General features: G+C 43.8%; 22 protein-coding genes and 1 pseudogene. 15 read left to right on the forward strand and 8 right to left on the reverse strand.

Features of this window, described 5'->3' with window-relative positions:
• Positions 1 to 2 precede the first annotated feature (2 nt).
• Genes tssK through F9Y84_RS07035 form a run of 6 tightly spaced genes read left to right on the forward strand, consistent with a single transcriptional unit; the run spans position 3 to position 10,717 of the window.
• Positions 3 to 1,322 (forward strand): type VI secretion system baseplate subunit TssK, encoded by a 1,320-nt coding sequence (gene tssK / locus F9Y84_RS07010; protein WP_125250759.1) that lies wholly within the window; start codon positions 3 to 5, stop codon positions 1,320 to 1,322.
• Positions 1,322 to 2,491, forward strand: a complete 1,170-nt coding sequence (locus F9Y84_RS07015) for a DotU family type IV/VI secretion system protein (protein ID WP_225740649.1) — start codon at positions 1,322 to 1,324, stop codon at positions 2,489 to 2,491. Before tssK ends, F9Y84_RS07015 begins: the two co-directional genes overlap by 1 nt.
• On the forward strand, positions 2,488 to 5,850 hold the full coding sequence (locus tag F9Y84_RS07020) for an ImcF-related family protein (RefSeq protein WP_125250758.1): 3,363 nt from the start codon (positions 2,488 to 2,490) through the stop codon (positions 5,848 to 5,850). The genes F9Y84_RS07015 and F9Y84_RS07020 overlap by 4 nt, the downstream gene beginning before the upstream one ends.
• A gap of 26 nt (positions 5,851 to 5,876) precedes the next feature.
• Entirely contained in the window at positions 5,877 to 7,889 is a 2,013-nt protein-coding gene (locus F9Y84_RS07025; protein WP_147388962.1) for a type VI secretion system Vgr family protein, read from the forward strand.
• A gap of 8 nt (positions 7,890 to 7,897) precedes the next feature.
• The gene (locus tag F9Y84_RS07030; protein WP_125250756.1) at positions 7,898 to 8,401 is read left to right on the forward strand and encodes a DUF6931 family protein; all 504 of its coding nucleotides are present in this window, start codon (positions 7,898 to 7,900) and stop codon (positions 8,399 to 8,401) included.
• Positions 8,402 to 8,416: 15 nt separating this feature from the next.
• Positions 8,417 to 10,717: a hypothetical protein gene (locus tag F9Y84_RS07035; protein ID WP_167508212.1), complete on the forward strand. Its 2,301-nt coding sequence runs from the start codon at positions 8,417 to 8,419 to the stop codon at positions 10,715 to 10,717.
• Between the two features lie 60 nt (positions 10,718 to 10,777).
• Here F9Y84_RS07035 and F9Y84_RS07040 read toward each other — a convergent pair whose 3' ends face one another.
• The 3 genes from F9Y84_RS07040 to F9Y84_RS07050 form a co-directional block, all read right to left on the reverse strand.
• Entirely contained in the window at positions 10,778 to 11,071 is a 294-nt protein-coding gene (locus F9Y84_RS07040; protein WP_125250755.1) for a PAAR domain-containing protein, read from the reverse strand.
• A gap of 135 nt (positions 11,072 to 11,206) precedes the next feature.
• Positions 11,207 to 11,506, reverse strand: a complete 300-nt coding sequence (locus tag F9Y84_RS07045; RefSeq protein ID WP_147388963.1) for a putative quinol monooxygenase — start codon at positions 11,504 to 11,506, stop codon at positions 11,207 to 11,209.
• Positions 11,487 to 11,717: a DUF2798 domain-containing protein gene (locus F9Y84_RS07050; protein WP_147388964.1), complete on the reverse strand. Its 231-nt coding sequence runs from the start codon at positions 11,715 to 11,717 to the stop codon at positions 11,487 to 11,489. The genes F9Y84_RS07045 and F9Y84_RS07050 overlap by 20 nt, the downstream gene beginning before the upstream one ends.
• An 89-nt stretch (positions 11,718 to 11,806) precedes the next feature.
• On the opposite strand from F9Y84_RS07050, the gene F9Y84_RS07055 reads away from it, so the two are divergent.
• On the forward strand, positions 11,807 to 12,667 hold the full coding sequence (locus F9Y84_RS07055) for a LysR family transcriptional regulator (protein WP_147388965.1): 861 nt from the start codon (positions 11,807 to 11,809) through the stop codon (positions 12,665 to 12,667).
• Between the two features lie 20 nt (positions 12,668 to 12,687).
• Here F9Y84_RS07055 and F9Y84_RS07060 read toward each other — a convergent pair whose 3' ends face one another.
• Positions 12,688 to 13,389: an NUDIX hydrolase gene (locus tag F9Y84_RS07060; protein WP_147388966.1), complete on the reverse strand. Its 702-nt coding sequence runs from the start codon at positions 13,387 to 13,389 to the stop codon at positions 12,688 to 12,690.
• A gap of 306 nt (positions 13,390 to 13,695) precedes the next feature.
• On the opposite strand from F9Y84_RS07060, the gene F9Y84_RS07065 reads away from it, so the two are divergent.
• The 4 genes from F9Y84_RS07065 (at position 13,696) to F9Y84_RS07080 (ending at position 17,631) form a co-directional block, all read left to right on the forward strand.
• Positions 13,696 to 14,571, forward strand: a complete 876-nt coding sequence (locus tag F9Y84_RS07065; protein WP_225740650.1) for a response regulator transcription factor — start codon at positions 13,696 to 13,698, stop codon at positions 14,569 to 14,571.
• A complete protein-coding gene (locus F9Y84_RS07070; protein WP_147388967.1) occupies positions 14,568 to 15,947 on the forward strand; it encodes a sensor histidine kinase in 1,380 nt (459 codons plus the stop codon). Before F9Y84_RS07065 ends, F9Y84_RS07070 begins: the two co-directional genes overlap by 4 nt.
• Before the next feature lie 66 nt (positions 15,948 to 16,013).
• Complete coding sequence (locus F9Y84_RS07075; protein ID WP_147388968.1) at positions 16,014 to 16,889, forward strand: retropepsin-like aspartic protease; 876 nt, start codon at positions 16,014 to 16,016, stop codon at positions 16,887 to 16,889.
• A gap of 202 nt (positions 16,890 to 17,091) precedes the next feature.
• Positions 17,092 to 17,631: a carboxymuconolactone decarboxylase family protein gene (locus tag F9Y84_RS07080; RefSeq protein WP_125250747.1), complete on the forward strand. Its 540-nt coding sequence runs from the start codon at positions 17,092 to 17,094 to the stop codon at positions 17,629 to 17,631.
• A gap of 38 nt (positions 17,632 to 17,669) precedes the next feature.
• Here the strand turns inward: F9Y84_RS07080 and F9Y84_RS07085 are convergent, their stop codons facing one another.
• The 3 genes from F9Y84_RS07085 to F9Y84_RS07095 form a co-directional block, all read right to left on the reverse strand.
• A complete protein-coding gene (locus F9Y84_RS07085; protein ID WP_147388969.1) occupies positions 17,670 to 18,092 on the reverse strand; it encodes a DUF3379 domain-containing protein in 423 nt (140 codons plus the stop codon).
• Between the two features lie 11 nt (positions 18,093 to 18,103).
• Positions 18,104 to 19,900, reverse strand: a complete 1,797-nt coding sequence (locus F9Y84_RS07090; protein WP_147388970.1) for a S8 family serine peptidase — start codon at positions 19,898 to 19,900, stop codon at positions 18,104 to 18,106.
• A 101-nt stretch (positions 19,901 to 20,001) separates the two neighbouring features.
• Positions 20,002 to 20,406: a YbaN family protein gene (locus F9Y84_RS07095; RefSeq protein ID WP_128731442.1), complete on the reverse strand. Its 405-nt coding sequence runs from the start codon at positions 20,404 to 20,406 to the stop codon at positions 20,002 to 20,004.
• A 256-nt stretch (positions 20,407 to 20,662) separates the two neighbouring features.
• On the opposite strand from F9Y84_RS07095, the gene F9Y84_RS22110 reads away from it, so the two are divergent.
• Together F9Y84_RS22110 and F9Y84_RS07100 are read left to right on the forward strand one after the other, a co-directional pair.
• Positions 20,663 to 20,911: a hypothetical protein gene (locus F9Y84_RS22110; RefSeq protein WP_225740651.1), complete on the forward strand. Its 249-nt coding sequence runs from the start codon at positions 20,663 to 20,665 to the stop codon at positions 20,909 to 20,911.
• Positions 20,912 to 20,923: 12 nt separating this feature from the next.
• Positions 20,924 to 21,901: pseudogene (locus F9Y84_RS07100) on the forward strand (allantoate amidohydrolase); the annotation flags it as partial.
• 70 nt (positions 21,902 to 21,971) lie between these two features.
• On the opposite strand, the gene F9Y84_RS07105 reads toward F9Y84_RS07100, so the two are convergent.
• Entirely contained in the window at positions 21,972 to 23,267 is a 1,296-nt protein-coding gene (locus tag F9Y84_RS07105; protein ID WP_147388971.1) for a porin, read from the reverse strand.
• A 312-nt stretch (positions 23,268 to 23,579) separates the two neighbouring features.
• Here F9Y84_RS07105 and F9Y84_RS07110 point away from each other — a divergent pair, with 312 nt between their 5' ends.
• On the forward strand, positions 23,580 to 25,538 hold the full coding sequence (locus F9Y84_RS07110; RefSeq protein WP_147388972.1) for a methyl-accepting chemotaxis protein: 1,959 nt from the start codon (positions 23,580 to 23,582) through the stop codon (positions 25,536 to 25,538).
• Between the two features lie 276 nt (positions 25,539 to 25,814).
• Positions 25,815 to 26,666 carry a D-hexose-6-phosphate mutarotase gene (locus F9Y84_RS07115; protein WP_147388973.1) on the forward strand — a complete coding sequence of 284 codons (852 nt, stop codon included), beginning with the start codon at positions 25,815 to 25,817 and terminating at the stop codon, positions 26,664 to 26,666.
• Positions 26,667 to 26,983: the final 317 nt, after the last annotated feature.

The following is a 26,983-nucleotide window of genomic DNA, read 5'->3' on the forward strand; positions in this document are numbered from 1 at the left end:
CTTTGAGTAATAAAATTGTTTGGCGTGAGGGCACGTTTTTATATCCTCAGCACTTTCAGCAAATGGAAGCACACCTTGAAAATGTTACGCAACAATATAGTGCGTTGACAACTAGTGAATTTGCTCCCCATTGCGGTTTGGCACAGTTAAAGATCAATGAGGGGTTACTGAAGCTTGGTCAATTTTCGGTGATGTCATGTGAAGGGATATTACCAGACGGCCAGTATTTTAAACTCAGTCATGAAATAGCATTTCAGATCCCCGCAGGGACGATAGACCAAATGGTTTATCTTGTTGTACCTGCTTATCTTGCTGGCAATAATAGCTTTGACAATGGTGCGTCTAACTCAAGGTATACCACAGAATTTGCGCGTGTGTTTGATTTTACCAACAATCAAGCTGCTGAGCTTGAAATTGAAACTGCACGCTTAAATGTGGCGTTGAAGCTAGAGCAAGAAAATCTTGATGGTTTTGTGAAACTGGCGGTCGGGAAAGTATTAGAAGTGGGCAGCGACGGTGAAGTGGTGATAGATCGCGCCTTTATTCCTGATTGCTTGAGTATCGGGGCGGCCGATATTCTTCTGGAGCGAGTAAAGGAGCTAGAAACACTGGCTAATGCTAAGGTCAATCAGCTCCTGACACGCTTACAGTCTGTAGTGGATACGCAAAGTAACAGCGCGTGGTATAAAGAGCAGCAGCTATTGACGGTGATTTACCACTGGCTGCCTTGGCTGGAGGCTACACAGCGAACACAGCACTATAAGTTAGGTCGTTTTTACTTTGAACTTAAGCAGTTTGAAGCCGCACTACTGAGTATCGATTTTGAAATGCGTACCCCTTGGACACCGCTGACATTCGATAGCTTGTATGAGAAATTCCATACCGTACTGGCAAAAATCAAAGATAAATTGTCGATTACGCAGCAGCAAAATGTCATTGAGTATATCTGGGATAAATCCCTGTTTGATAGTCGCAGAATGTTGCTGGTTAAGGTGAAGCAACACGATATTAGTCAGACTAAACGCATGGTAATTGCTGTAACTAGTCCGCAAAGCCTAGCTAAAGAGCTATTTACTACAGGGTTTAAGCTGGCGGGCAATAAAAGCATCATTAACTGTATAAAAAATGCGACGCCAGGCGTGCGAGTCAGTGCGTTGCCTTATGCGCCACCAGAGTTAAAAGAGCAAGGTTCAACCGAATACTTTCAGATTGATTTGGACGATCCGCTGTGGGTAAAAATAGTAGACAACAAGGAGATGCTGGCACTACATATTGATGCCCGTATTCATGTCGATGACGTTAAATTATTTTTGATTAGTTAATGATGAATACCGCCAGTTATACGGTGAACCAGTTTTCACTTGTAGATGAGAAAAATGCCGCGTTAAAAGACTTGCTAACAGAGTTTAGTTGGCAGGAAGAGGCACTGTTACAACTTAGCTTACCATTGCTTGCGATGGTTGAGTCGGTATCGTCGTTAGAGGATGCTGCGGCACTAGAAAACTTTAGAGCCAATGTTATTACTGAGCTGAAAAGTATTAAACAAAGAGGAAGAGAGCGAACGGTATCGCCAGCATTGCTCGATAAACTCTGTTTTGTTTGGGCTGCTTTTTTTGATGAGCGAGTCAGTTACGGTTGTCATTTGGATACTACTCAGTGGCAAAACAAGACCCTAGTGAGCCAATTATTTGGGATCCGTAACAGTGGTGATACCTTCTTTAACCTAGTGTTTCAGCTGATGGAGTTTCCCAAAAAACATCTGGCACTGCTTAAAATCTGCTATCTCATTTTGCAGTTGGGCTTTAAAGGAAAGTATCACAACGGTCAGGTAACTGAGCTTAAAAAACTCACCGCAGAGGTAAGCTTTGCACTAACTGAGCTTGGTGCATTCAAACTATCACTGGAAGCACCTGCTCCTCCAGCTCAAAAATTAGGCCGAAACATAGGGCTGTTTACCGGGATCTCACCACTGAGCTTTTGGTTCACTTTCATGGCGCTGATGATCACTGGCTTGCTTATTTATAACCAGTATTTTGGTGAAATCTATGCGCAGCAGAACCAAGAATACCAAGAAATGGCGGGAGATACTTTTTTGCATATCCAGCAGTTGCAGCCGAAAAAAATGTTCATCGAAAACGCGAGGTTTTATGATGGCCGACAAATACAGCAACTTGACACTACAGTGCCTAGTGATCCGTCATTACAGCAGTCACAAGCACAAGTTGCGCTAGAGCATAGTCAGTCAGATTTGATGATGACATCAGAGGCAGCGACTCGTTACTTAGTGCAAATTGGCGCGTTTAAAAATATGGCTCGGGCGCAGAAGTTGAAGCAGGAATGTGACAATGCACGCTACCCCTTAGTTATCGAAGAAGTCGGACAAAGCCAATTTGTTGGCTTTATTGCCAATGGTTTTACCCAAGCGAAAGAGGTGAGTCAGTTCTTTGCCGAAAGTTGTAATATTTCACCCTACATCAAGGAGTATCAGTGAAGACCCCATTAGCTCGTTTATGGATCGGTGCATCCATCATGTTATTGGCTATGCTGCTCGTAATAATGACTTTTTTATTAACGTTGGCGACCCACTGGTATTGGCTTGGAGCACTGCTTGCGCTGGTGAGTTTACTGGTGATTTATGTACCGAGTATTAACCGCTTTGTGGTGGGAAGATACCAAAGAAGAAACTTTTTTAAGCAATATTCCACCCTTTATCAGCGGATTGCGAAAAAGCTGAAGCTAAGTGGAAATATTTATAAAACGGCTTGGTATCTGGTTATTTCAGAAGGTAATACCAGCGACTCATTTGCTCAATTTAACCGCGTTAAACTCAATGGAATGCCGGCCAATATTACGGTCTACCATGTTCAAGGAGCACTGATTTGGCATGTTCAAGCTAAAGTTGAGGAGCAGCAGCACTTTTTGGCGTGGTTAAGCTTTATTCGTGCCAAGCAGCCACTAAATGGTGTATTGCTACTGAGTGATGCGTTTAGCGTGATCCAGCGCTCGCAAAAAGCAAAACAAGAGTTTATTGCAGACTTTAAAGCTCGCCTTGAATCTATCTACTTACGAAGTGGTTATCCTGTTCCGGCGCATTTGTTCTTATGTGGTATTAACAAACTTGATGGTATTGCTGAAAGCCTCAATGAGCGCGTTGAGCTTGCTGATCTCTCTATTTACTTTTCTGAGCAAGGGTTACAGTCATCTCAGGCGCTCAGTGAAGCTTATGACTTGTTATTTAAAAAGCTATTTGCCAACAACCTGCAACAAGTATCGTTGCAGTTAGATGATGAATTTAAACGTAAGCAGCTGCTAGGGCCGATGCAACTGCAGTATTTAAAGCTTGCGGTGTCACACTTTATTGATGAGCTGGCTGATTTTAATGGTCAGGTATTACCGTACAAAATTGAAAGTTTTCATCTTGTTGAGTCGGAAGGCGGGCAGCAACGTGTCAATCTTGCAACGGCTCATACATTAATTGAGGTCAACCAGTCTTTACTGCCAGTCGTAGCTGAAACCACCTTAAAACCCAAAGCAGAAATCACAAAAACGTTTACCAACCAAGTACTGCCATTAGCGCATTTAGCACCAGTAAATAAATGGAAGATCTGGCGTCATAGTTTTCGTCAGCTTGTTATGCTTGGTACCGCAGGGGCGGTATTGACAGGCTCTGCGTGGATCGGGTGGCAAGCCTATGATTATAACCAATCGTTGCATCAAGAGTTTAGTCAGTTACATCAAGACTATAAGTATATTTTAAACAAAGAAGCGATCAGCTTTGATGAGCTAGATTCACTGATTGAGCCGCTCACCTTGCTACAATCTGGCTATAGAGCGTTTTCTCAAAGTAAAGCGCACAAACCTTGGTATGTATTTCCTTTTTTGGCTTCTATTGATCGAGAAGAGCATTATCGAGATTTATATCAACAGCAATTAGCCACCACACTAGAGCCAACATTGAGTAAATACCTGGAACAAGAACTCTTTGTTTACTTAGAATTAGAAGATTACCTTAATGTGATCAATGTGAAGGATATCTATCTATCATTTGCGCAAGCAGAAAATAAAGCACAAGTAGAAAAGCACCTCGCAAAGTCGTTAGCGCAAAGTGGTATGCTAGACGATACACAAATTCAGACCGTGTTGAGCCTAATTGATGACCTATACCTACTTGGTTACAACAAGATAGATACCAACGAAGAATTATTGGCACTGATTGATTCACAGCTTGCACTGCAAGACACTAATCAGCTTATGTATGAATATGTTAAGCAGTTACCTGAATTTGCTAAGTTAATTGACATTAGGCCGACGCTTTTAGCAAAGCATAACAACCATGTGAGCTTGTTTGGAGTCTCGCGCGAAAATACCCAATTTCTCGTACCTGAACTATTTACTCCCAAGGCATTACAGCAGCTGTCGTTTTTACCAGAGTCTGCATTTATGCAGAAACTAGTGCAAGACAATCATGGTCTGTTTCAACAAACACCTTCTAAGCGTGAACTTGCCCGCATTGGTAATTATATTAAATTTAGTTATATCAATGACTATATCAGTTTTTGGCGGCAGTATTATTCAGGGATCCATCTTGTACCTGAGCTGTCGTTAGAGGTGTTGCTGTCTGAACTTACAGAAAGTGAACAGTCTCCGTTATTACAACTTTACACGACATTGCGAGCGTACGTATACGTCCAGTCCATTGATGTGCCTAGTACAGAACAATCGCAAGTATCGGCTGCGAATGCACCAAAAAAACTGGCGGCTAAAGTACAAAAAGCGCAGCAGTTGGCTGACAAAGCCAATGCAACGTTAAATAAAGCGTTGTTGCTGGAGATAGAACAGGCCAAGGAGTTTAACGAGATTGCAGGAAAGATCCGCCAAGCATTTTCTAGTAGTCCAATTCTCGTACAAAGTGCAGATGTATTAGCAGCAGAGTACCAAGTCTTTGTTGCTGAATTAAAAGCATTAAAAGATTGGAAAGCTCAAGCTGATAGTACGGTGTTTCCTGGTCAAACATATTTTGAGCAGCTTAACGACCCCACTAACTTTAAAGACTTTTCTGGACTTTGGTTAAGTCGTTATGATGAGCCTTTGATGGCTGAACTTGTTGAACAGGTGCTGCGTGAAACCACTACCCATGTTAAGCGTAAGGTCTCTGAATACTTACAACAACAATGGCAGCAAGATGTGGTAACCCCGTACCGCAATAATGTAGCTGCTTATTACCCATTTAATAAGTCTGGTGAAGATTTGAAACTGAGTGCACTGGCTGCATTCTTTGCACCAAATAGTGCTATTAGTGATTTTGATAAACAAATACTGGCACAATTTGTAACGGTTGGTGACGTGCTTGAATTACCCGTATTTGGACGACAGGCAAGCCTAACCATCGCACCGGATGTCACCCAGTTCTTGTCAACGTATCGTCAACTACAACAAACACTTTATGGCCAAGATGGGAATTTGAAGTTTACTATTACCGTAGCGCCAAAAGCTATGTCTGCTGCCTTAAGTGAGTTTTTGCTCCGGGTGGGAGAGCGTAAATTGAGCTACACGCATGGGCCTCTAGTGGAGACTCAGTTTGTGTGGCCAGAAAATTTCTCAGAGCAGTCTTTACAGCTGATATTAACCGATCTTAACAACCAAAAATTGACACAAACCTTTGAAGGGGTGTGGTCGCCCATGCGATTAATAGAGCGCTTTCAGCAACACACAGGACAAGATGCGATTGAGATAAGTACACAACAAGGCGCATCTGTGGTGTTTAATATTAAAGGCGCTGGTGATAACAGCAGCTTACTGAGTCCTGAATTTTTTGCTCGGCTGTCAGTGCCAAGTACCGTTTTACAGTGATTAATCTACTTCAATAAGGTATCAATATGGAAACTTATATTGCAGGTGAGGTGAGCTATTTGGCTGCAAAAACAGCCAGCGGCAAAACGTATCGCCTGAACTACTGCAACATCAGTGATGAGGTAGATAAGGGCGTATCTGCTGAAGTGGAACTTGTCACTGATGGTGATGATGGTACCAGTTTGCTAGGAGAAACTTTAACAGTAAACTGGTATCAGGACGTCGCGGGTCGACCTAATAATTTATTAGAGTATCAGGCGTATGTGGCGGAAATAACTGAACTTGAAAGCGGAGCTGATAGTGTGCGACGGTTTCAACTGGTGCTCAAATCTTGGCTCTGGTTACTGCGTTTTAATCGCACATATCGAATTTATCAAGGGCAATCTGTAAAAGATATTCTGTCGGATATTTTTGATAATGCGGGTTTTAAGGGGATGTACAAGTTTGGCACTATGCCTAGCGCTAAATTGGAATACTGTACCCAGTATGATGAAACCGATTTAGCGTTTGTTACTCGATTGATGGCACAGTCAGGTGTTATTTTCTATTTTGCGCAATCAAGTGGTAAACACACTTTGCAGGTACAAAGTGCAAGTTCACCACTAGACACAAACAGTCAAGCTAAGTTTGACCATGCTCAAGTTAAAACCGCGAAAAACCTCTTGCTACAACGCTTTGAACCGATGCAAAAGCTGGTTAAAAAGTCACTGTCCCTTTCTGGCTATAACTATACAAAAACAAAAGTTGAGTCGGCCAAAAGTCAAGTTTCAAGCTCCAGTGTGACTACCGCTACGAGCAACGGCTTTGAATATGTTGGGTTACAAAGCGATAGCAATGACTTTAGCGATGTCAGTACACTCGCGACGCAGCTAAACCAGGCTGAACAAGCACAAGGTGGCGATATCGAAATGGAGACAGATGCGAATGTGGTCGTAGTAGGGAACAAGCTATCAGTGGTGACGCACCTTCAAAGTCAATTAGAAGGCGATTATAACGTTTTAGCAGTCAATCACCATATTGATGTGCGTCAGTCAAATCAAGCGACTAGTTATCGCTGTGTGGTGCGCTGTCGTGATGAAGCGCAACCATTGACCCCCCGACATCCAGCTAAGCCATTGGCACGTGGGATCACCTCTGCGGTGGTAGTCACGGAAAGTGGCGCTGCAGATAGTAAAGGTGAAATCAGCCAAGATACTGATGGGCGTATCAAAGTACATTTTTATTGGGATACGGCAGATGATAAGTCCACCAGTTGCTATTTGCGTGTAATGCAGCAAACTGCTGGTAGTAAGGCCGCAATGCAGTTTATCCCGCGGATAGGGGATGAGGTTATCGTTGACTTTATCAATGGCGATATTGATAAGCCGATAGTGATTGGCAGTGTTTTTAATAGCAATACTAAACCACTTTACCCACAAAAAGATGCGACACAGTCGAGCATTAAAACGGGTTTAGCCGACGATACCGCCCATGAAATTTGCTTTGATGACAAAAAAGGTGAGGAGTTACTGTCGATTACGTCAGGTAAAGACTTTACCGTCACGGTGGCAAACAATGCCACACATTTAGTCAATGCCGATGATAGCCTAACGGTTAAGAAAAATCAGACGACTTCAGTGGAAGAGTCACAAACGGTTTCTGTGACGAAAAATTATTGCTTGAAAGCGGATAAAATTACACTGGAAGGAGACAGTGAGATTGCGCTAAAAGTGGGGAGCAATCAAATTACAATATCTAGCTCTGGAATTAAAATAGAAGGCGCGGCTATTGACCTGAAATCGTCTCAAGATACGTCGATCTCGGCGATGAATTTTACGAGTGCTAGCAAAGCTTCAACCAAAATTAGTGCTACCGCCAATTTGGATTTAAAAGCCACGGCTCAAGCTAATCTAGAGGGGACAGCTGGGGTCAATGTTAAGTCTACAGCCATTGCAAAGCTAGAAGGGACGGCCGGTGCACAAGTCACTTCAACGGCAATGGCAAAGCTCAGTGGTACGGCAATGGCTGAGATCAGTGGTGCGCTGGTAAAAATAAACTGAGTAGATTAATGACGAGAATTAATGAGCAAGTGCTTGGGCAACTCAAGCAAGCGTCTATCGCGACGATTATCGGGCGCTATAAGGCTTCTGAAGAAGCTAGCCACTTATTACAGCCAACATTGACGCCACAGCAGGGGGTCGCTGTACTGCTAAAAGCTGATCTAGAGCGGGATGCGATTCAACTTATTGCACATGGTCTAGCGGTGATGAATGCTATCCGCTGGGGGCTTGAAATAGTGAAATCCTATGGCGCAAACACAGATGATGAGCATAAGGTATTAAGCTGTGTAGAGAGCTGGTTGCAGTCCCCGAGCGAAACCTTACGTATCCGTGCACAACAACTCGCTGAACGGGTAGGGCTAGACAACGCATTTGGTTGGCTAGCTTACTCAGTCTTTTGGTCAGGAACCGGGTCAATCGTTGCACCTGAGTTACCTGTGGTACTACCACCTGAAAATATGGTTGGCCATGCTATCAATGCTGCAATATTATTATCTATGATAGATCAATAATCCCTTGGAGCTTTCATGCCGTTTGCCACGACTCATATCTTGAATACATGGCGCAATGACACCAGTATTAGACTGACACCTAGAGGCAAATTATTACGAAAAGTGGATAGCAAAGTTGCAGCGTATCGAGCGTCTGCAACTGCTGCCAACTTTAGAGAATTAAAAAGTGCCTATTTCTTATGGCAGGTAAGCAAAGAAGAAAAATATTTGAAGCAAGACGGTTGGCGTTCAAGCCAGCGAAACTCGGCTGATAATAACTTTCCTGTTGAGCGCTTGCATCACTTTCTATTTCCAGAAAAACAAGATCAAGAGATTGATGACTTCTCTTTGTTGCTGGCCAAAGAGGCCAAGCGAGATTGTGTGAGGATTTTATACGGCAGCCGTGCAAAGTTTCTGTATAAAGATGACTTGAAAGACATGGTGAAGCAGGCCAAGAAAGACATCACACAGTCAAAGCGTGAAAAACAAGAGAAAGATCGCCAAGTACAGTCAAATTACAATGAAGAGCAGCGGCGTGAATCATCAGAAATTCATAAAATTGCCAATGCGATTGTGAGTCAAATCAAAAGTGGCAATGTCATGGCTACCGCCGTTAAACAGGGCTACCACTGGGTAAAAGAAATCGCGCAAACCGTTATCGATTTTTTGAAAGGCATAGCGCAAGACTTTATGTTCTTTGTCAAAGAATGCTGGGTGAGTATCCGCGAACTGTTGATAAGCTTGGTTGCTGAAATTTGTATTGCTTTAGTGCCTGGTATCAACGCTATCGTTTCTGCCGCCAAATCTGTAAAAGAGTACACAGATGCGGTGAAAATGGCAGCTAAAGCTTGCTCTCAGCGTTTTAAAGATAGCAAAACGATGATGCTGGCCAATAAAACCTATCAGCTGAGAACAGCCTTGACGACATTTGCGAATAACCAATTCTTGCTGGCGATGGCTGAGGCAGGTAAACAGTTGGTGAAGGCAATTGATAACAGCTTTTCGGTCATTTCTGGGATCACACTCCCTGGTAATGTCACGAAAATACTGACTCTGACCGCTTTTTATGTACAAAAGATCGCAGTATTAGCGAAAGAGTACTACTACACCCGAAAGATTAACCGACATTTACTGCAAATCAATAAACATCATCCGTATCTTGATGACAATTTGCTAAAAGATCCGCTCATTGCTGCTTACCTTATTGTCAATGCAACCGACTCCACTTTATTTGCAACAGTGCGAGACAATACGGATATGGCAGTGTGGCTTGACTACTGCAATGAGCATTTATCTGAATTTGAGTCGCTAAAGGAGCGAGCGCAAGAATATATCGAGTCTCGTAAAATTCGGTTGAAGGATCTGAAAACCAAGAGCGATGAAGTGGGTCCTGCGCCTTTTCTGCAACAAGTACAAAATTTTGATAAATCCTTACTGAGTAAAGTGGAGTTATCTAAGCCTAGCTCTTTACTTGATGATATCAGAAGCTTTGATAAATCTACTTTAAAATCAACGTCAACGCAGGAAAAGCACGGTCATGGGTTGTTGGATGATATTGAGCTGTTTAATCAGAGCAACTTAAACTCGGTGAAAACAATAGAAAAGCGCGGTTTGGGACTACTAGATGAGGTGACCCGATTTAACCCCTCACAATTAATGCCAAGTGATACCCAAGTAAAGCGCGGGGTTGGTGTGCTCGACCAGCTGGAATTATTCAACAAAAAGTCATTGAGTAAAGCGAATACGACGGTAAAACAGGGTGTGAGTGTATTGGATCAAGTTGAGCTTTTTAATAAAAAAGTACTGAAACAACAAAGCACCAATCAGTTTGACCAGCTATCGCAACTAAAACGATTAGAAATGGAGTTGCAGGCCTTAGACTATAAGCTGCTTGGGCAAACGTTATTAGGTAAATCGTCGCTGTCGCATGATTTGAATACACTGGAGCAGACGCCAGTTAATGTCGCGCAGTGGAAAAAGCTAACATGGGTGAAATTTGGTCGCCGTCACGAAATTACTAAAGCTATCGACAATGGTATTGGTAAGTACTACCAGTTTTTCCGCCAGCGCAAACAGGCATTAATTAGGCCACGTAACTGTAAGCATATCCCCGCTTGCTTAGCCATCATTGCTCACCGTATCGAGATCTTGCAGCGTGATGTATTGTACCCTGCACAAAAGTGGTTATCTCAGCTGGACTCGACACATCGAACCAGTCCTCGTCGTCCTGCGATGACAAGGCTTAATGCGGCTTGTCAATCGGAGCGTAACGCACTACAGGCTTTGGCTATGTCTTTGGAAAAGCTGCATAGGCGATATGCCTTACTGTCTGATTAACGTGGTGCTTGGACAGCGAGTGAGCGTAGATCTGGGCTTCAAGCTCACCGCTAATTGTGTTTAGCCTATTAACACCGTTGGCATGCCAAGGACGATATTACCGCCATGGCTGGTGGTGTCCCCCATTCTTGCTGCTGGTCTGCCACTGATAAGCACACTGGTACTGCCTTTTACGATGGTATCTGGTGGACCAACACAAACAGCGATATCACCAACAACAGAAGCAGGCATTCCCCCAATTAACACGTTTGGCACCGAAGGGCCTGATATTGGCCCGCCTACATGTGGCACGGTGCCAGTCACCAAAGAGCAGACGTGCATATCTGAAATCCGTGCAGCTGGTAATCCTGGCATGGCATTTTCCTTTTATTGTTGTACTTCACCTTAGTATATCGTCTTTGTAAAAATACCCAAGGTTTAACAAGTCACTAAACCAATCGCACAACACCTAATAAAATGGCATTGTGCTATATCGAGCTAAAGTGTTGGTTACAGCGGTTTGATGGCGATTATATCCACCGCTTTTGCCAACCATCCTTGATACAGTGTAAATACCTGTTTGGTGTAAGCTTGCTGGTGATGAAAATCAAACGCGGCTTGATCAATGAAGCGCTCAACTAAGGTAAGCTGGGTGCGGTTTTCATTTTCATAAAGTTCAAAGCGTAAACAACCTGCTTCTGCATGAGTGGCAGGCAAGATCTCTTGGATTGCGTTAATACAATCTTGATAGTGCTCGGGCTTAGGTGTGATATGGGCGATAAAGTTAACGTTATTGTGGCTGATGGTCATGGTATTTCTCCATAATGCGTTTAGTAACGGCGGTAACGGGGGCTGATAATAAATAAGCTGCGACAAACGAGGCTGGCCAAGCGTTGGCAAAAGCATGTGCCCATCGCATGGTAAAGTCTGCCACTAATCCTAAGTTGATGTACGTAACCCACCCAGACACCATAAGTGACAGGCATAGTGACAGTAGCAATGTAAAAACGAGTTTTTGCATGTTTTCTCCTTTGGCTGTTGGTATGATTGTAGGGAATAGCCAGTCGATCAGAATGGCAGAAGTGGAAAGCTAAGATTGCAAGGGTAATTATGCTAGATGACTTACGACTGTTTATTGAGATAAGCCGCTGGGGAAGTTTTGCCAAGGCGGCAGAAGAGCTTGGGATTGGCGCCCCGACGCTGTCTAAACGGATGTTAGCGCTAGAAGACAAGCTTGGTTATCCGTTATTACTGCGCAGTGCCAGAGGGCTTAGACTAACAAATCACGGTCAAGCTGTAGTCGATGAGATGGCTGATCCGCTGCTTGCGCTGCATGCAAAAAGTGAAACGCTTTCGACACTAGAAGCTAAGACGTTTCACCTGCTATGCCCGCAAAACCTAATAATTGATCCATTATACGATGCACTGCAATCGTTTCAGTCGCAACATCCTGATATTCAATTACATGTTGAACCTGCCAACAGTGTGGCCTTGTTAAGCCAAAAACGCTTTGATTTAGCGATCCGTGTTGGCGAGCTGGAGGATTCTAGCGTCTATCAAAAGCGCTTGGGGCAAATTACCGTGCGGGTAGTGGTCGCTAAAGAGATTGCGACTACGCAAACTTTGTTCTTACCGTTTAAAGCTTCACAAATTCCAGCAACCGATGAATGGCTCACACTACTTGCACAGTTCAATCACGTATCTTATGTGGGTGATATCACTCTGGTGAGAAAATTGGTTGGTTCAGAGAACGGTGCGGGTGTATTGCCAATGACGGAAATAGCCGCGCTGCGCGCGCACTCTAAAACAGCATTTAAATATATCGGTGACTGTCAATTTACTCGTAACATTTATGCGCTTTGGCCAAACCAGCAGATCCCACCGGCTCACACCAAGGATTTTATCGAACAGTTGCAAGCACAATGTCAGGCACTAGATTATTTGCAAGGAGCAATATTGTCGTTGTCGTAAAAACTGCCACGATCTGTGCTTTATCCAAAGCTCAAACTCCGTTCAAAATACACAGTTTCTGTGTCTGACTTTAGCCGGTATAACTGTGCCAGTCGCCCACCAGACTTCACTTTTTCATCGAGTGCTTCAAGCATGCCGGAAGCTTCAACACGCCTTATTAAGCTTTTACGTTGAATAGGCTTGGCGATGATGGCCTCAATGGCAGCTTTAAGTTGTCCGATGGTAAATTGATCCGCTAAGCAATAAACGGGGATCATTGAATATAATGCTTTTTGTTGTAGCTGAGATCTTGCCGTTGCGATGATCTGCTTATGATCAAAAGCTATTGCGAGATCTTGGATCGCACTCAGATCCATCCATTTTACTTCCTCTACTGCACTTGGTTTTACGGCGATACATTGCGGTGAAATCAAAGCGTAATAAACCAGCGATACGCTAAAGCCTCGTGGATCACGGTTGATCCCAGAGAAGGCTTGTAGCTGCTCAAAAAATTGCGGAGTGGCAGCGGTGAGCGCTTTGATGTTGCGCAGCGCACTCATATCCGTGTTGTCGTCCAGTTCAATATCAACACACTCGCCAGGTAACTCCCAGCGACCTTTAAATGGGGCGCTAGTACGTTTTACCAACAGTACTTTTAGGCTGTCCTGCAACATTGTAAATAGCACGTTGTTTACTGAAAAAAGTGGGGTGTGAAACTCGGTTAAATCGTGTTCAGAAGTCATCGGTTATCTAGATACTGTCTTTTGGACACAATAAACGATTGTCCAGATTAAATCAAAAATAAGGGTTTTTTATGTTAATAAATATAAGTTTTTGTCTGTGCGACACTAAGATTTAAATCGATCAAAATTTGTATTGTTGTGTATTTGTGTCTTAGTGACACTATTAACTACGGGTTGCAAAGGTTGCGATTTTGCATTGATAAGTAATGTAAAAGTCCTTTTATTATAGATGGTTACCATCAATCAAGAGGGTGAATGGTTGATTGTTTTTTGTTATGCGGTGTTTACAGCTTGGTATAATTTGCTATGGTCACTACGTTTAATAAGCTGTGCGGTTGTGGCATAGTGCAGCTATTGACATTATCAGCTGACGGATCGCTTACTTGCGTGGGCGCGATTGACTCTCATCACAATAATGATGAAAGGTATTGCGGCTATCAAAAGGCTTCGAATACTTCAGCACGACTCGTTAAGTTAATTTCAACAATGCCTAACCAATATACTGTTTTATATGTCGAGGATGACCCAAGCAGTGCCGAGATTTTAAGTTTATATCTGGCACAAGCGGATATGCAGGTTGTCCATTTCGATAACGCCCCAGATGCCCATCGAGCCTTACAAAACCTCACATTTGAGCTTGCGATTTTGGATGTTATGCTCCCAGGAGGTGATGGCCGTGAGCTACTTAAAGAATCCGTTATGCGCAACATTCCTACCATTATGGTGACCGCAAAAGTGTCTGAAACCGACCGCCTTGAGGGGTTTGAACTTGGCGCGGATGATTATGTGTGTAAGCCTTACAGTCCGCGTGAAGTTATCTCCCGAGCAAAAGCGCTATGTAAGCGCAGCTATCGTGGACAGCAAAGTGCCGCTTTGCTGTTTGATGGCTTAAGCATTAACTTAGAGAGCAAATCCGTCACTGTGGCAAAGCAGACTCCTGCGTTGACGGCGGTAGAGTTTGAGTTACTACTCACCATGGCCAAACAACCTCACCAAGTATTTAGCCGTGCACAATTAATAGAGCAAGTGTGGGGGAGCGATGCACCGATCACAGACCGTGCCGTTGACACGCATTTAGCAAACCTTCGTAAGAAACTGGGCGATAGCAAAGCTGAGCCTAAGTTTATTGCTACGCGTTATGGTCAGGGTTATCAATTTATCGCGCATAAGGTATTGCCATGAAATTAAAAACTAAATTTACCTTACTTGTGGCACTATGTACCTTTGCATTGCTTGGGAGCTTTTATCAGTTATCTAAACACTCGGCGGAGCGCACCTTTTTAGCGTTCAATAAGCAAAGTGCGGTGACATTTGGGCATACATTGCTTGATGATGACTTAGTGGAAGCCGCATTGGCTGATAAAGCTTTTGTAAACCCAGAAGCGACGCTGACGTTTTTATCAGCGACTTTTCCCGAGCAACTGTTTATTTGGCGAGACACCAAGTTAACCACGAGTGCAAAAACCCTCGACCCAACGCTCTCAATTGAGTATGAGCAGGTCAAATCCGGTCATCAATTTTCAATTCATCATCCCGGTGTTGCAGCCTTTGTGGTGCAATTTAATGAAGTGCAACATGAACTGGCGCAAAATGAAGAATTATTTTGGCTTCCCAAGGTACTGCTAGACAGGTCGTTTGAAAAGGAAGCGCTACAGCAAGCAATGCTGGACGATTTTATGCTTACTTTGGTCATCTTATCGATTATTGCTGCATTACTTGCGTGGCTGGGGTCGTGGTACTTCTTGTCGCCGCTTAAACAGCTTAAACGTAGCTTTAAGGCGATAGAGTCGGGCGAGTTAGATACCCGCTTGGCGCTTAAGCGCCATGATGAAGTGGGTGAAATCATTAGCAGCTTCAATAATCTTGCTGCGTGGTTACAGGGGTTACATCAGCAATATAAACAAATGAACTCAGACTTATCTCATGAGCTCAGAACCCCACTTAACGGCATTCGCTCACGCTTGGAGGCAATGGAAGACGGCATCTTGCCGATGGATAAAGCTCAGCTGGCAGTGATCGCCCAAGACCTTCACAACGTCAATCGTATCATCGACGACTTGTGCTTATTATCGTTAACCGAATCAAAACAACTGACGTTGTCACCTACACAGGTGAATGTTTCTGAGTTGCTAAGTGCGCTTTTGGTGCGTTATCAAGCGCAGGCACAGGAGCAAGGTGTGGCGTTGACAGCGGATATTCAAGCGGGCGTAACCGCTACGCTCGATGCAGGAAGAGTTAGGCAGATAGTGGTGAATCTACTCGATAATGCGTTTAAATACGGCGCTGATGGCGGCATTGTAATGCTACACCTACATTATCAAGACAATGAACTGGTTATCACGGTAACTGATCGCGGTCAGGGTATGTCTCCTACTCAATTAACACAAATATTTGAACGCTTTTACCGAGTTCAGGCGTCACGCCATGACACATCTAGTTTGGGGCTCGGCTTACCAATTTGTCGTCAACTTGCTGAGTTGATGGGGGCGACCTTGACTGCCAATAGCACTGAAAATCAAGGAGCGAGCTTTACGCTGAGGTTTTCTCGACTAACTTGATAATTGCTTGACAATTGCTCGGCATAGTTAGCTCAACAAAAACATCAACAGTGTGAGAGCAAGATTATGAGAGCAATTATTTTATCAGTATTAGCATGTACTACCGTTGGCTGTGGCATCAGCGCGCCTACCAAACCTGAGTCACTAACCTTACCGATGAAGTATACCGAGAAAGGTCACGCCTATGTAATGACAGCGCTTAATCATCAGGTCACGCATCCCATGATTTTAGACACTGCTGCGAACGTTGGTATTTTGCCAGTAGACATGAAAGTAAAATTAGCCTTGCCAGAAGACAAAATAAGCACAATGAATGTGCAAGGGGCTAATGGTAATTCAAAGCTGGAATTGACAAAGATAGAGCACACGAGTGTCGGGCGTTTTGCAATTGAGTCGCTGCCTTATGTATTTAAAGATATGGATAACTTAGAGGTGGAAGGCGTCTTACCTGGCATTTTGGGGCATGGATATATGTCGCAGTATTGTAATGTGTTTGATTTCAAAAGTAATGCGTTTAGTTTGTATCAGGGGGATTGCCCAAGTAGTGTGACACAAGGTCTAAAAAGTGCGCGCTTTACGATAGACGACGACTTTATCAAACTCAAAGCAAGTTTTAATGGTGAACGGGTGGATGCGTTACTAGATACCGGCGCGCCAACTAATTACATCAACTCACACTTGGCAAATAAGCTATCTTTGACACTTGGTAAAGAAGATATCGGCCGAGGTCTAAATAATATAGAAAACAAAAAGGTCGCCATAGAGTCACTGCGCTTTAGCGTAGGTGGCAAGGAAATCATCAATACTGAAAGTCACTTGTCAGATATGCCGGTATTTGAGGTGCTTGGATATAAAGATGAGCCATTTATCCTACTTGGCTTAAGTAACTTTAAGGATGACAAGCTAGTTATAGACTATGCTGAGAACAAAATTTATTTTTGATCCCAATACTGCTGGCTTGACCCGACCAGCCAGTAGCGAATTATATTTCATACTAATATAGACAGTTATTGTGTTTACTATAGCGAATAGTTATTTGAACGATCATTCAAGTAAGGTTAGTCTAGTACTCAATGAGTAGTTAACCTGAGGTTAGTTAGATCTCAGGTTATACCAATACAAAATGCACCAAAAGGAGCAAGTTATGACTGACTTTACAATCCATACTGTGGACTCTGCACCGCAAAAAGGTAAACCATTACTCGAGAAGTCCCAGCAAGCGTTTGGCCGTATTCCAAACCTTCATGGCGTGATGGCTGAGTCGCCTGAGCATCTACATGGTTATCAAGTGTTACACGAAGCGTTTTTAAACAGCTCGTTCAATAACGATGAAAAAACCGTGGTATGGCAAGCGATTAACGTAGAGCATGAATGTCATTATTGTGTGCCTGCTCACTCCGCTATCGCAAAATCAATGAAAGTGAGTGATGAGTTGGTCAAAGCATTGCGTGAGCAAGCACCATTGGGCGATGAAAAATTAGAAGTATTGCGTGCCACAACACTCGAAATGCTGCGTGAGCGCGGTAAGTTAAGTGATGCACAAACTAAAGCGTTTTTTGCCGTGGGTTACACCAAGCAAAACCTGTTGGAAATCATTTTAGCGCTAAGTCAAAAAGTGATGAGTAATTATGTGAATCATATTGCACACACGCCACTAGATGACGCTTTTAAGGCGTTTGCATAGTGTGCAGAGGAGGCGTAGCGCCTCCACTTCATACCCCATTACTCGCTTTCTAATCCTTCGAGTTGTAGACCAATTTGTGTGCTCAATATTCCTGGCAGAGCGCGTAATTGAGCGTTTAATACTTGAAGATCTATCTGTGAGTCAGCATGCCTATAAATAGCGCGATTGCCCCTGACATAACTTAAAGTCAGCGTATTATCTCGCGCAAAAGTTGTAGCATCGATCACTGAAAGGTGCTCCACGATAATTTCCCCCGTGACCGTGTACAATTCGCCGGTTGACGGCGACTGTAGCTGCAAGCCTTTTGTTAAGGTAACACTATTCGCTTCTACAGCAATAAACTCTTGATTATTAATAGTAACAGCAGCGCCTTGAGAGGCTTCTACCAGCTCAACCAATGCGTCGTTGTTTGCAAAAGCGTGGCCACTCAGTAATAAGGCAGTTAAAACGATTGCTTTCATGAAGGTTCTCCTTAGTTATGACCAATAAAACGAATTTGCCATGAGGTGAGTACACCATCTTGTGCATTATTTCTGTGAACTGCTCGAATATCTTGTGCGCCATTACGAGGGTCAAATACGAACGCCTCATCTTCACCTTGTGTATCAATGAGCCGGATTGTCCATTGGCCTTGAGCGACTTCGCCATAGAAGTGATGTGACAACATCTGCATGTCATCAAAACCATTACGACCTGTGATCGTTCCAGTTCTTGGGGTCATCAATATACTGCGAGTTCCTGCTGGAGAAATAAGTTCAATTGCCACGTCTCGTGTGCTGGTATGCTCTCCTGTTACTCGGATCTGGACAGCTTCAACGGTGACATCGCTGTCAATTTGTACCGAGCTTTCACCACCTGCAACTGAACCATCAGGTATGGTTACGTTGGCATCAACTTGCTGCCACGGTGTGATAGTAAAATTGCCGCGATCTGCATTATAGAATCTTGCCATGTGAACTGCCGCGTCAACATCTACGGCACCGAAACCATAAAAGGTATGGAAGTCATAACCTGCCGCGTTAGTTTGCCATGTAGGGATAGCGTCGTATTGTTGTGCTTCGCCCTGTGCATTGTTAAAAGTCAGGGTGACGCCTGGGTGCTCCGCATCAATTTTGCGTGCGGTAGAAGCTAATATGTGCCTGACATCGCGCCAAGTCAAAGCGGGGTTTGCTGACATAATTAATGCGATTGCACCTGTTGTATTTGGTGCTGCTGAAGACGTTCCATTCATTGTGGCATTATAGTCACAGTGTGGGTCGAGTGGGTGCCCACCATGCAAGCTGTTACGTAAATTGGCTGGGTTTTTACCCCAATCGCAACCGCTGATATCGGTTGAGATGATCGCTGGTGTTGTGGAGCCATACTCACCACCCGGCGCGCTCACAAATACACTTGAACCGACCGTAGAGTATGAAGAAAGTTTGCCATCTGCGTTATATGCTGAGACCACTAAGTTCCAGTAACTGGTATCAATTCGCTCAAGGTTTACATTTTGCATGGGTAAGCCGTGGTTACGATTTGCAAACCATAAGTAACCTGAGCCAAGACCACGGGCGTTAAAGCTTTGTACCCGATACCCATTGCCCGCTGACTTCACGAAAATAGCACCGCGTCCGCTGTGACTGGTGGTGGTGATCTCTTCTTGTGCCTGTTCATAGGTTTGTAGCCATGGTGTTGAGTCATAATTAAAGCGCTGCGGTGCAGATAAGGTGCGACCATAGCTTTGGTTAAACACCCGAGGAAAATCAAATGAAGCCTTGTTAAAGCCATCAGAATACATGCCGTGAGACTGTAGCCAGTTCTCCATATTGCCATTTTTTAGGTAGTTAAAACCAACAAGTCCAGCTCTTGGAGCAACCCCACGACCACCAATACCATTAAATGCAGTTGCTGCAATAATCCCTGCAACACCGGTGCCGTGACTGTCACTGCTGTTGGCTGGTTTTAAGTCTGGTGAGTTGGTTAGAAAGTCCCACGATCCTGGTTTTACATTATTAATTAAATCGGGGTGTGTCAGCTCAACACCACCGTCAATTACAGCGGTGGTGACGCCGCTTCCCATAATGCCAAGCGCATGAGTTAAACTTAAGTTCAGGTCTTCTCCTGCCACGCCACCTCGTTCAGAAAAAGCATTTTGTCCGGTGTTTTTTAGATGCCATTGCTGGTGTACGAGAGGATCACCGGGAAATAAAGGGTATTCCTGTTGGGCGCTGGCAGAGCTTGCCATTATGCCTAACACTGTTGCTAGATAGGTTATTTTTATTTTCATAGTATCTCAACTTGTTGTTGTTTCTTTTACAAGAACAAGAGATATACCTTAAATGGGTAGTAATGTAAACTTTGGGTTTACTTTGTTTTATTTATGTGTTTTTAATCTCTAATGTTAACGGGTGTTGTGCTTGGGCGTGAAAATATATAACAAAGCACTGTGGCCTCGATGCTTGCGACAACCCAGATCACCCACATAGGTGCAGCGCTTAGACTTAGTATGACAAGGCCAATCGCCATTCCTACTGTTGCACCAATTTTACCTTTGGGTGGAATAACTTGATATTGTTGCCATGCCACTAGGCTGGGGCCAAATTTTGGGTGAGTCAGTAGCCAATGCGCTAATTTTGGAGAGGAGCGCGTAAAGCAGCCCAGCGCGAGAATGAAAAAAATAGTCGTAGGCATCACAGGTAACGCCATACCAATAAAGCCAAGGCCAACAAACAGGATCCCTGCTGCGTGAAACCAGAAACAGCGGTTGAATAGGGAGGTGTTATGTTTTGGCATTGAAATTCTCACTTTTCAAGCGACAGAGACAGTCACTTCACACACTTAAAAGCATACCACAGAGCCGGAAATTCGCGAATTTTCAACTAAGCTAAAGCTAAGCTTAAGGCAGAGCCCAAGCCTGAATCAATGTGAGCACCTAGTTGGTATAGGTAGTAACTTGTGAGCGTAGCAGGCACACATTGTCGGCTAAGGGTTATAGTTACGAAGTAAATAACAGCACACGGAAGGTGTCATCGAAAATGAGGAATGAGTTATGAACGTGAATTTGGAACGTCTCAAGTCAATGCTATTCGCGCTCGCAGAGTTTGGCTACAACCATGAAGACAAGGGGATCTATCGACAAGGGTTTAGTGACGAAGATTTTGCAGCTAGAAAATGGCTGATGTCCTGTGCACAACAAGAGGGATTTATAAGCCGAATGGATGGTGCAGGCAACGTGATCATTGAAATGACTTCTCCTGAAATAGCAACAAAACCCGCAGTGATCATAGGTTCGCACTGAGATAGTGCGCCAGCTGGTGGTATGTTTGACGGCACGCTGGGTGTTGTTGCAGGCTTTGAATGCCTGCGAGTGCTTAAAGAGCAAGAGGTAGCATTGACTCATCCAGTATGGGTAATAGGTACTAGTGAGGAAGAGGGACGTTTTAGTGGCATGATTGGCGCACAGGCGTTAACTGGAAAGTTAACCACACAGCAATTACTCAGTAGCCATGATGCCGATGGATATATGCTCAGTGACGCTATGCGTGCTCAAGGGTTAGAACCGATGGCGGCGCTGGGTGCAAAATTACCGCCAGAGCAAATTGACTGCTTTTTAGAACTTCATATAGAACAAGGTCCTGTACTTGACCAAAGCGGAATACAAATCGGCGTGGTAGAGGGAATTGCTGGCGTATTTAAATGGATGGTTAAGTTAATAGGTAAAGCGAGCCACGCTGGTACTGTGCCAATGGAAATGCGCAGTGATGCCTTTATGGGGCTGGCAGACTTTGCTTATCAGCTTGATAGAATTATTGCCGAAGATGGTACTGATACTACAAGGATCACGGTTGGCAAAGCGGAAATCAAGCCTGGCTTTGCGCATACTGTTGCGGGCGAGGTTAATTTTACTATTGTGGCGCGCGATATGGATGAAACGATAATGGAAGCCTTGGAGTTGGCCTGTCATAAGGTATTAAGCGCGATTGCTCGTAAGCATCAATTGGTGTTTGAGCATGAGCGGATGAGTTGGGTACCACCAGTAAAATGTTCACCTGATATGATCCAGTTTATCCGCCTACAGGCAGACGCTTTGTCACTTAATTATCAAATCATGCCAAGTGGCGCTGGACATGATTGTCAGGTTTTTTGTGATATATGTCCAACGGGGCTTATTTTTATTCCGTCTCTTAACGGTGTTAGCCATTCACAAGACGAATGGAGTCACTGGCATGATGTTGAAGCGGGTAGTAATTTGCTGCTCCATTGTGTGCGACAAAAGGCGATGCGCTAATAGCTGCAGCGCCTGAATATCACGCTTTTTGCAGGTTTATGCGTGAATTTTATTGGCGTCCCATGAACGGCTAAAAATAGTAGCCAAAGTTAATATTGAAGCGACGCTCGGTTTCATCGCTATCGCCAGCAATTGAGCCGCCAATAAACGGCTGGTTTTTTGCGTGAACTAAGTCAACATAGGTAAAAAATGCACCAGCGGCAAGTGATACGCCCGTTACATTCATCCATGTATCTTCAGTGTTATCGGATTTATCATAAATAATACCGAAGTCATTATAAAATTGCAGATCGGTAATAGGACCAAACTCAACTGGCATACTGTAAGCTAAGTTAACATTTGACATGGTTGCTTCTGCTGCAATTGAGTCATAGAAAGCATAAGCGCCCACAGCCATGCGATTCACGTCATCAATATCGTAGTTGTACTCGCCATGCTGTAACTGCAAGTTCCAAGGGCCAATATTGCTATTTAGGTGCAGCGCCCATGCGTGGTAATCGCCGGCACGGTCATTACCGTCGTGTAAACCACCGGCTAATCCTGAGAGGCCAATTTCTGTGACACCACCGCTGTGCTCAAGGTGGTAGGCGTAGCGGCCAACAAACGTATTGTATTCACCGATTGGTTGAGTGGGATCATCATAGACACCATCTCCCGCCTTACGAAAACCGACGACGTCATAAGAATAGCGGTCACTGCGGTCATCAACGTAACCATCTACGCCACCTAACTCGTCATTTTTAAAAAAGCCGAGGTCGAGCTGCCAGTTATCTGCAACTTTTCGTTTAAAGACCACCCCCATATCATGATCATCTTCGAGGCCAATATAATAGGTGGTGTTAAAAAACCAGTTATGGGAGTTGTAAGGTGAATTGCCAAAAGGCACTTTGGTCATACCAACCTGTGCTTGCCAATTCTCGGCGAAATCGTAGTCTAAATAGGCATACTTTACAGCAGTCATGTAGTCAAAAAAGCGGATTTCTGCATTTAAGCCAAACCCACCTACGTTACCTGAAAAGTTAAGCCTGAAAATATCGAAATCAAAATCACCGCCGCGATTTTTATTGTCATCATCGTATGAGGTATGACTGAAATTAGTTCGTACGGCGCCGCCAACTTTGATACTTGGCTTTGGCTCTGCTGCGGCAACGGTGGTTGTGGTGTTATCTTGCGCTTCAGCTTTTTCAGCTTTTGCAAGTTCTTCCTGCTTAGCTCGAGCTTGTTCCTTCTCCTCTAATTGCGTGAGTTTCTTTTGAAGTTCAGCCAATTGGCGTTTTAATAGGTCAATTTCTGAATTATTGGCAAGCACTGGATTAGTGCTTAGTGCTAGACCTAATCCCAGTGAGATGGTTGAAAGTTTTAACATAGTTGTCCCGTTGTTAAGTGGTTGAGCGCAAAAACTTCTTACGGATAATAGACTATAAAAACCAATTTTGCAGAAGATGGCATATATGGTCTAGTAATTAAAAAGCTGAGTTGAAAAGTGCGTTATCACACCTGACCCAGACATTTTATCAAGTTGTTACAATAACATGCCGAAGGCTTTACCCCAAAGTCACCGAGATAAGCGGTCATAACGAACAGTAATCGCTGCTCAAGTAGTCATATTTTTGTGTCATTCTTGCTCAATAAGGTATCTATCACTATATTTTTATAATCGATGAAATGGTGTTGATTCATGAATATATCGCAAAAGTTAAGACTATCGTTTGCAGTGGCAATCGCCCTGCCGTTACTGATTATCGCTGGGCTCATTATTAGTCAAACAAGGCAGCAGGGTATTGAGACTTTTTCAGAGCTAAGCGATAGAGAAGCGATCCAAGTCGATAATGGCATTCAGATGTTTTTTGATGAAATTGCAAAAAATGTTGATTATCTAGCTTCCCACCCTGATGTGTTAAGTGCCCGTCAAGGCGTACAAACGTATATGGACAAAACCAGTGCAAGCCGTCTCAACTCAATGGCTGGTAGTGAGAGTGAACGCGCAGCATATACCCTGTTTGAGCACTTTGGCAAAACCCATCCTGGCATTGCCTATATCTATATGGGTAATCAGCAAGGCGGGTATATTCAATGGCCGTTGGGACAAGTAAATGCCAATTACGATCCACGTCAGCGCCCATGGTTTAAAACAGGACAGGGCGGTAATGGCGATACTATCCGTACAAGTGCGTACTATTGGGCGCCAGATGATATGGTGATAGTGTCGACGGTGAAGGCCGTGAAAGCTAACGGCCAAAATGTTGTAGTGCAAGGCATGGATGTATCTTTGCAGGGATTAACCAAGATTATTCGTAATATTAAGCTCGGAGAAACGGGATACTTAATGCTGGTGGAGGATACCGGTAATGTCCTAGTTGATGCGAAGTTTTCGGAACACAGGTTTAAGAAATTAAATGACATCGCAAATGGCCGTTATCGCGAATTGGCGCAAAATAATGACGGTCTATTTGAGTTGGAAATAGACGAAAAAGACTATTTTGCCAACATTTATACGTCGCCTAAGCTTGGCTGGAAATTTATTGGGTTAGTTGAAAAAAGTGAAGTAATGGCAGCATCAAACGCAATGACGCTTACCATTCTAATCTTGAGTGCCGTGCTGATTGCCATTTTTGTGGTGCTGGCCAATTACATTTCCAAGTTGATTTCAGCGCCTATTGTAGAGGTGAGTGATGGACTGACTGAAATATCGCAAGGGGGAGGTGATTTAACCCAACGTCTAGATATAAAAACCAAAGACGAAACAGGTAAACTCGCAACTAGTTTTAATCAATTCCTAAATTTAATCACTGAATTAGTGGCACAAATAAATGAATGTGCGCAGCAAGTAAATGAAACATCAAAACAAACCGCGTCGCAGTCTGATCAGCTCACTGGGGCGACGAGTCAACAGCAACAAGCGTTGGAAATGGCTGCCACAGCCATCAACCAAATGGCGGCTACGGCCAATGAAGTGGCGGCCAGTTGTGCAAATGCCGCAGAGCTGGCTGGTCAAACGCAACAAGCCTCTGAGCTTGGGCAAAGTGTGATTACAGAATCGGTAGAGAGTGTAGCCACTCTATCTGAAGTTATTAACAAGGCGACTTCAGATATTATGCAGCTTGATACTGAAAGCGAAAATATTATGTCTATTTTAAGCGTGATACGAGGCATTGCTGAGCAAACTAACCTATTGGCGTTGAATGCTGCAATAGAAGCAGCGCGCGCAGGTGAGCACGGTAGGGGATTTGCTGTGGTTGCAGATGAAGTAAGAGCCTTGTCGCAACGTACTTCAGAGTCAACAGAAGAAATTGCATCACAGCTTGATAAGCTGCGAAAAATGACTGAGTTGGTATCTGGGGAAATGAAGCGTAGTCTCACACGCACAGAAAAAACAGTGGAGTTGACTAACTCTGCACAGCAACAGTTTTCCGAGATCACTCAAGCAATTGTGAATATCAGTGATTTAAATACGCAAATTGCTACCGCAGCCGAAGAGCAACAGCATGTTGCAGAAGATATTAATCGCAACGTGGTAGAGATTAAAAATGCCGCAGATAGTGTGAGTGATATAGCGGTGAACACAAATGAAAACGGAGTGAGGCTGCATTCTTTATCTAGCGCATTGACCGATTTAGTTGGCAAATTTAAGGTGTGATCCGCCATAGATTGAAACAGCATGAGTATGCTCACTCTTATCCAAACCTTAATGTGTATCGCTGAAAGTGGGGATGGGTGAGCTGAATGGTTCTAATCGCCCATAGTAACCCGCTTTTACTATATTTTAAGGCTTTTCCCTGCGCTCAAAAAGTACCTGATAACGCAATATTTAATTATCAAGTAATTGAATAAGTTTCAAAATGATTGATAACAGTTTACTCGCAGTATTTAAGTGGTAAGGTAAGCATATCATCGAGTTGACGTAGGAATTACCATGGAACTATCACCTTCTGTTTCGATTGAGCGCACAGAGTCAGGTCTGGAATATATCTGGGTTGACAGTGCACTGTGTCAGGCAAAGATTTTTTTACAAGGCGCACAGCTGACGGAGTTTACACCAGCTGGAAAAGGCAACTTAATCTGGGTTTCTGAGGCTGAAGATTATCTCGAAGGAAAACCAATTCGTGGTGGTATTCCTATTTGTTGGCCTTGGTTTGGCGTGCATAGTCAGGCTGAGTGGCCTATCCATGGCGTCGCGCGTAAATTGGTCTGGCGTGCTGATAGTGTGATAGAAAACGACAACGAAATTATCGTAAAACTCACTTTGCCAATGACCTTGGTCGAAGCGCAATATTGGCCCCATCAATCAACGTTAGCAGTTGAATTTGTGCTTTCAGATAAACTGGCTGTGCGACTGACCAATACGAATACAGGTGATGTGCCTTTCACTCTGACACAAGCTTTACACACCTATTTTCCGACACCAGAGATTGGCAACACCACGGTGGATGGGTTACAAGGTGCTAAGTATATTGAGTTTGGTGAAGGCCCATATGAGCAAAATGAGATAGTGAGTTTTGCGCGCGAAACAGACATGGTTTATACCCAAGCGGGCGCAGTACAAACGATTAATACCCCAGCTGGAATTATTGAAGTAAAACGTGAGCAATCTAGCTCTTGTGTATTGTGGAACCCCTGGATTGAGAAGTCACAACGCCTAAGTAATTTTAATGACGAGGAGTACCACAACATGCTGTGCTTGGAAGCTGCGAATGTTATGGACGATGCTGTACAGTTGGCACCTGGAGAAAGTCATACACTAGGCACGGTGCTGCGCTGGTTATAACGCGTGTTTGTGTGTGCTTTACTTCTAAATCAAACACTAACGACATTAAATGTTGTTATTTAGTACAAACTAAATAGCATAAGGATGTATAGGTCGTAGTGATAGTGGTGATGCCGACTAGGTTTCCTCGGTGAAAAGTAGCTCACTTAACTAAGCAAATAACTGAGCAACCTGAATTCGGGATAATAACTTGAACTCTAGCAGCTGTTACCTCTTACTACAGCGTTAAATTTGTTTAGCTATTGACGCACAAATTTGCTTTGTATCAAGAAAGAACTGCGAGCTAGCGTGATATTACATCTTTTGAGCTCAGGTTC

Source organism: Pseudoalteromonas peptidolytica (assembly GCF_012641745.1).
GTDB lineage: Bacteria > Pseudomonadota > Gammaproteobacteria > Enterobacterales > Alteromonadaceae > Pseudoalteromonas > Pseudoalteromonas peptidolytica.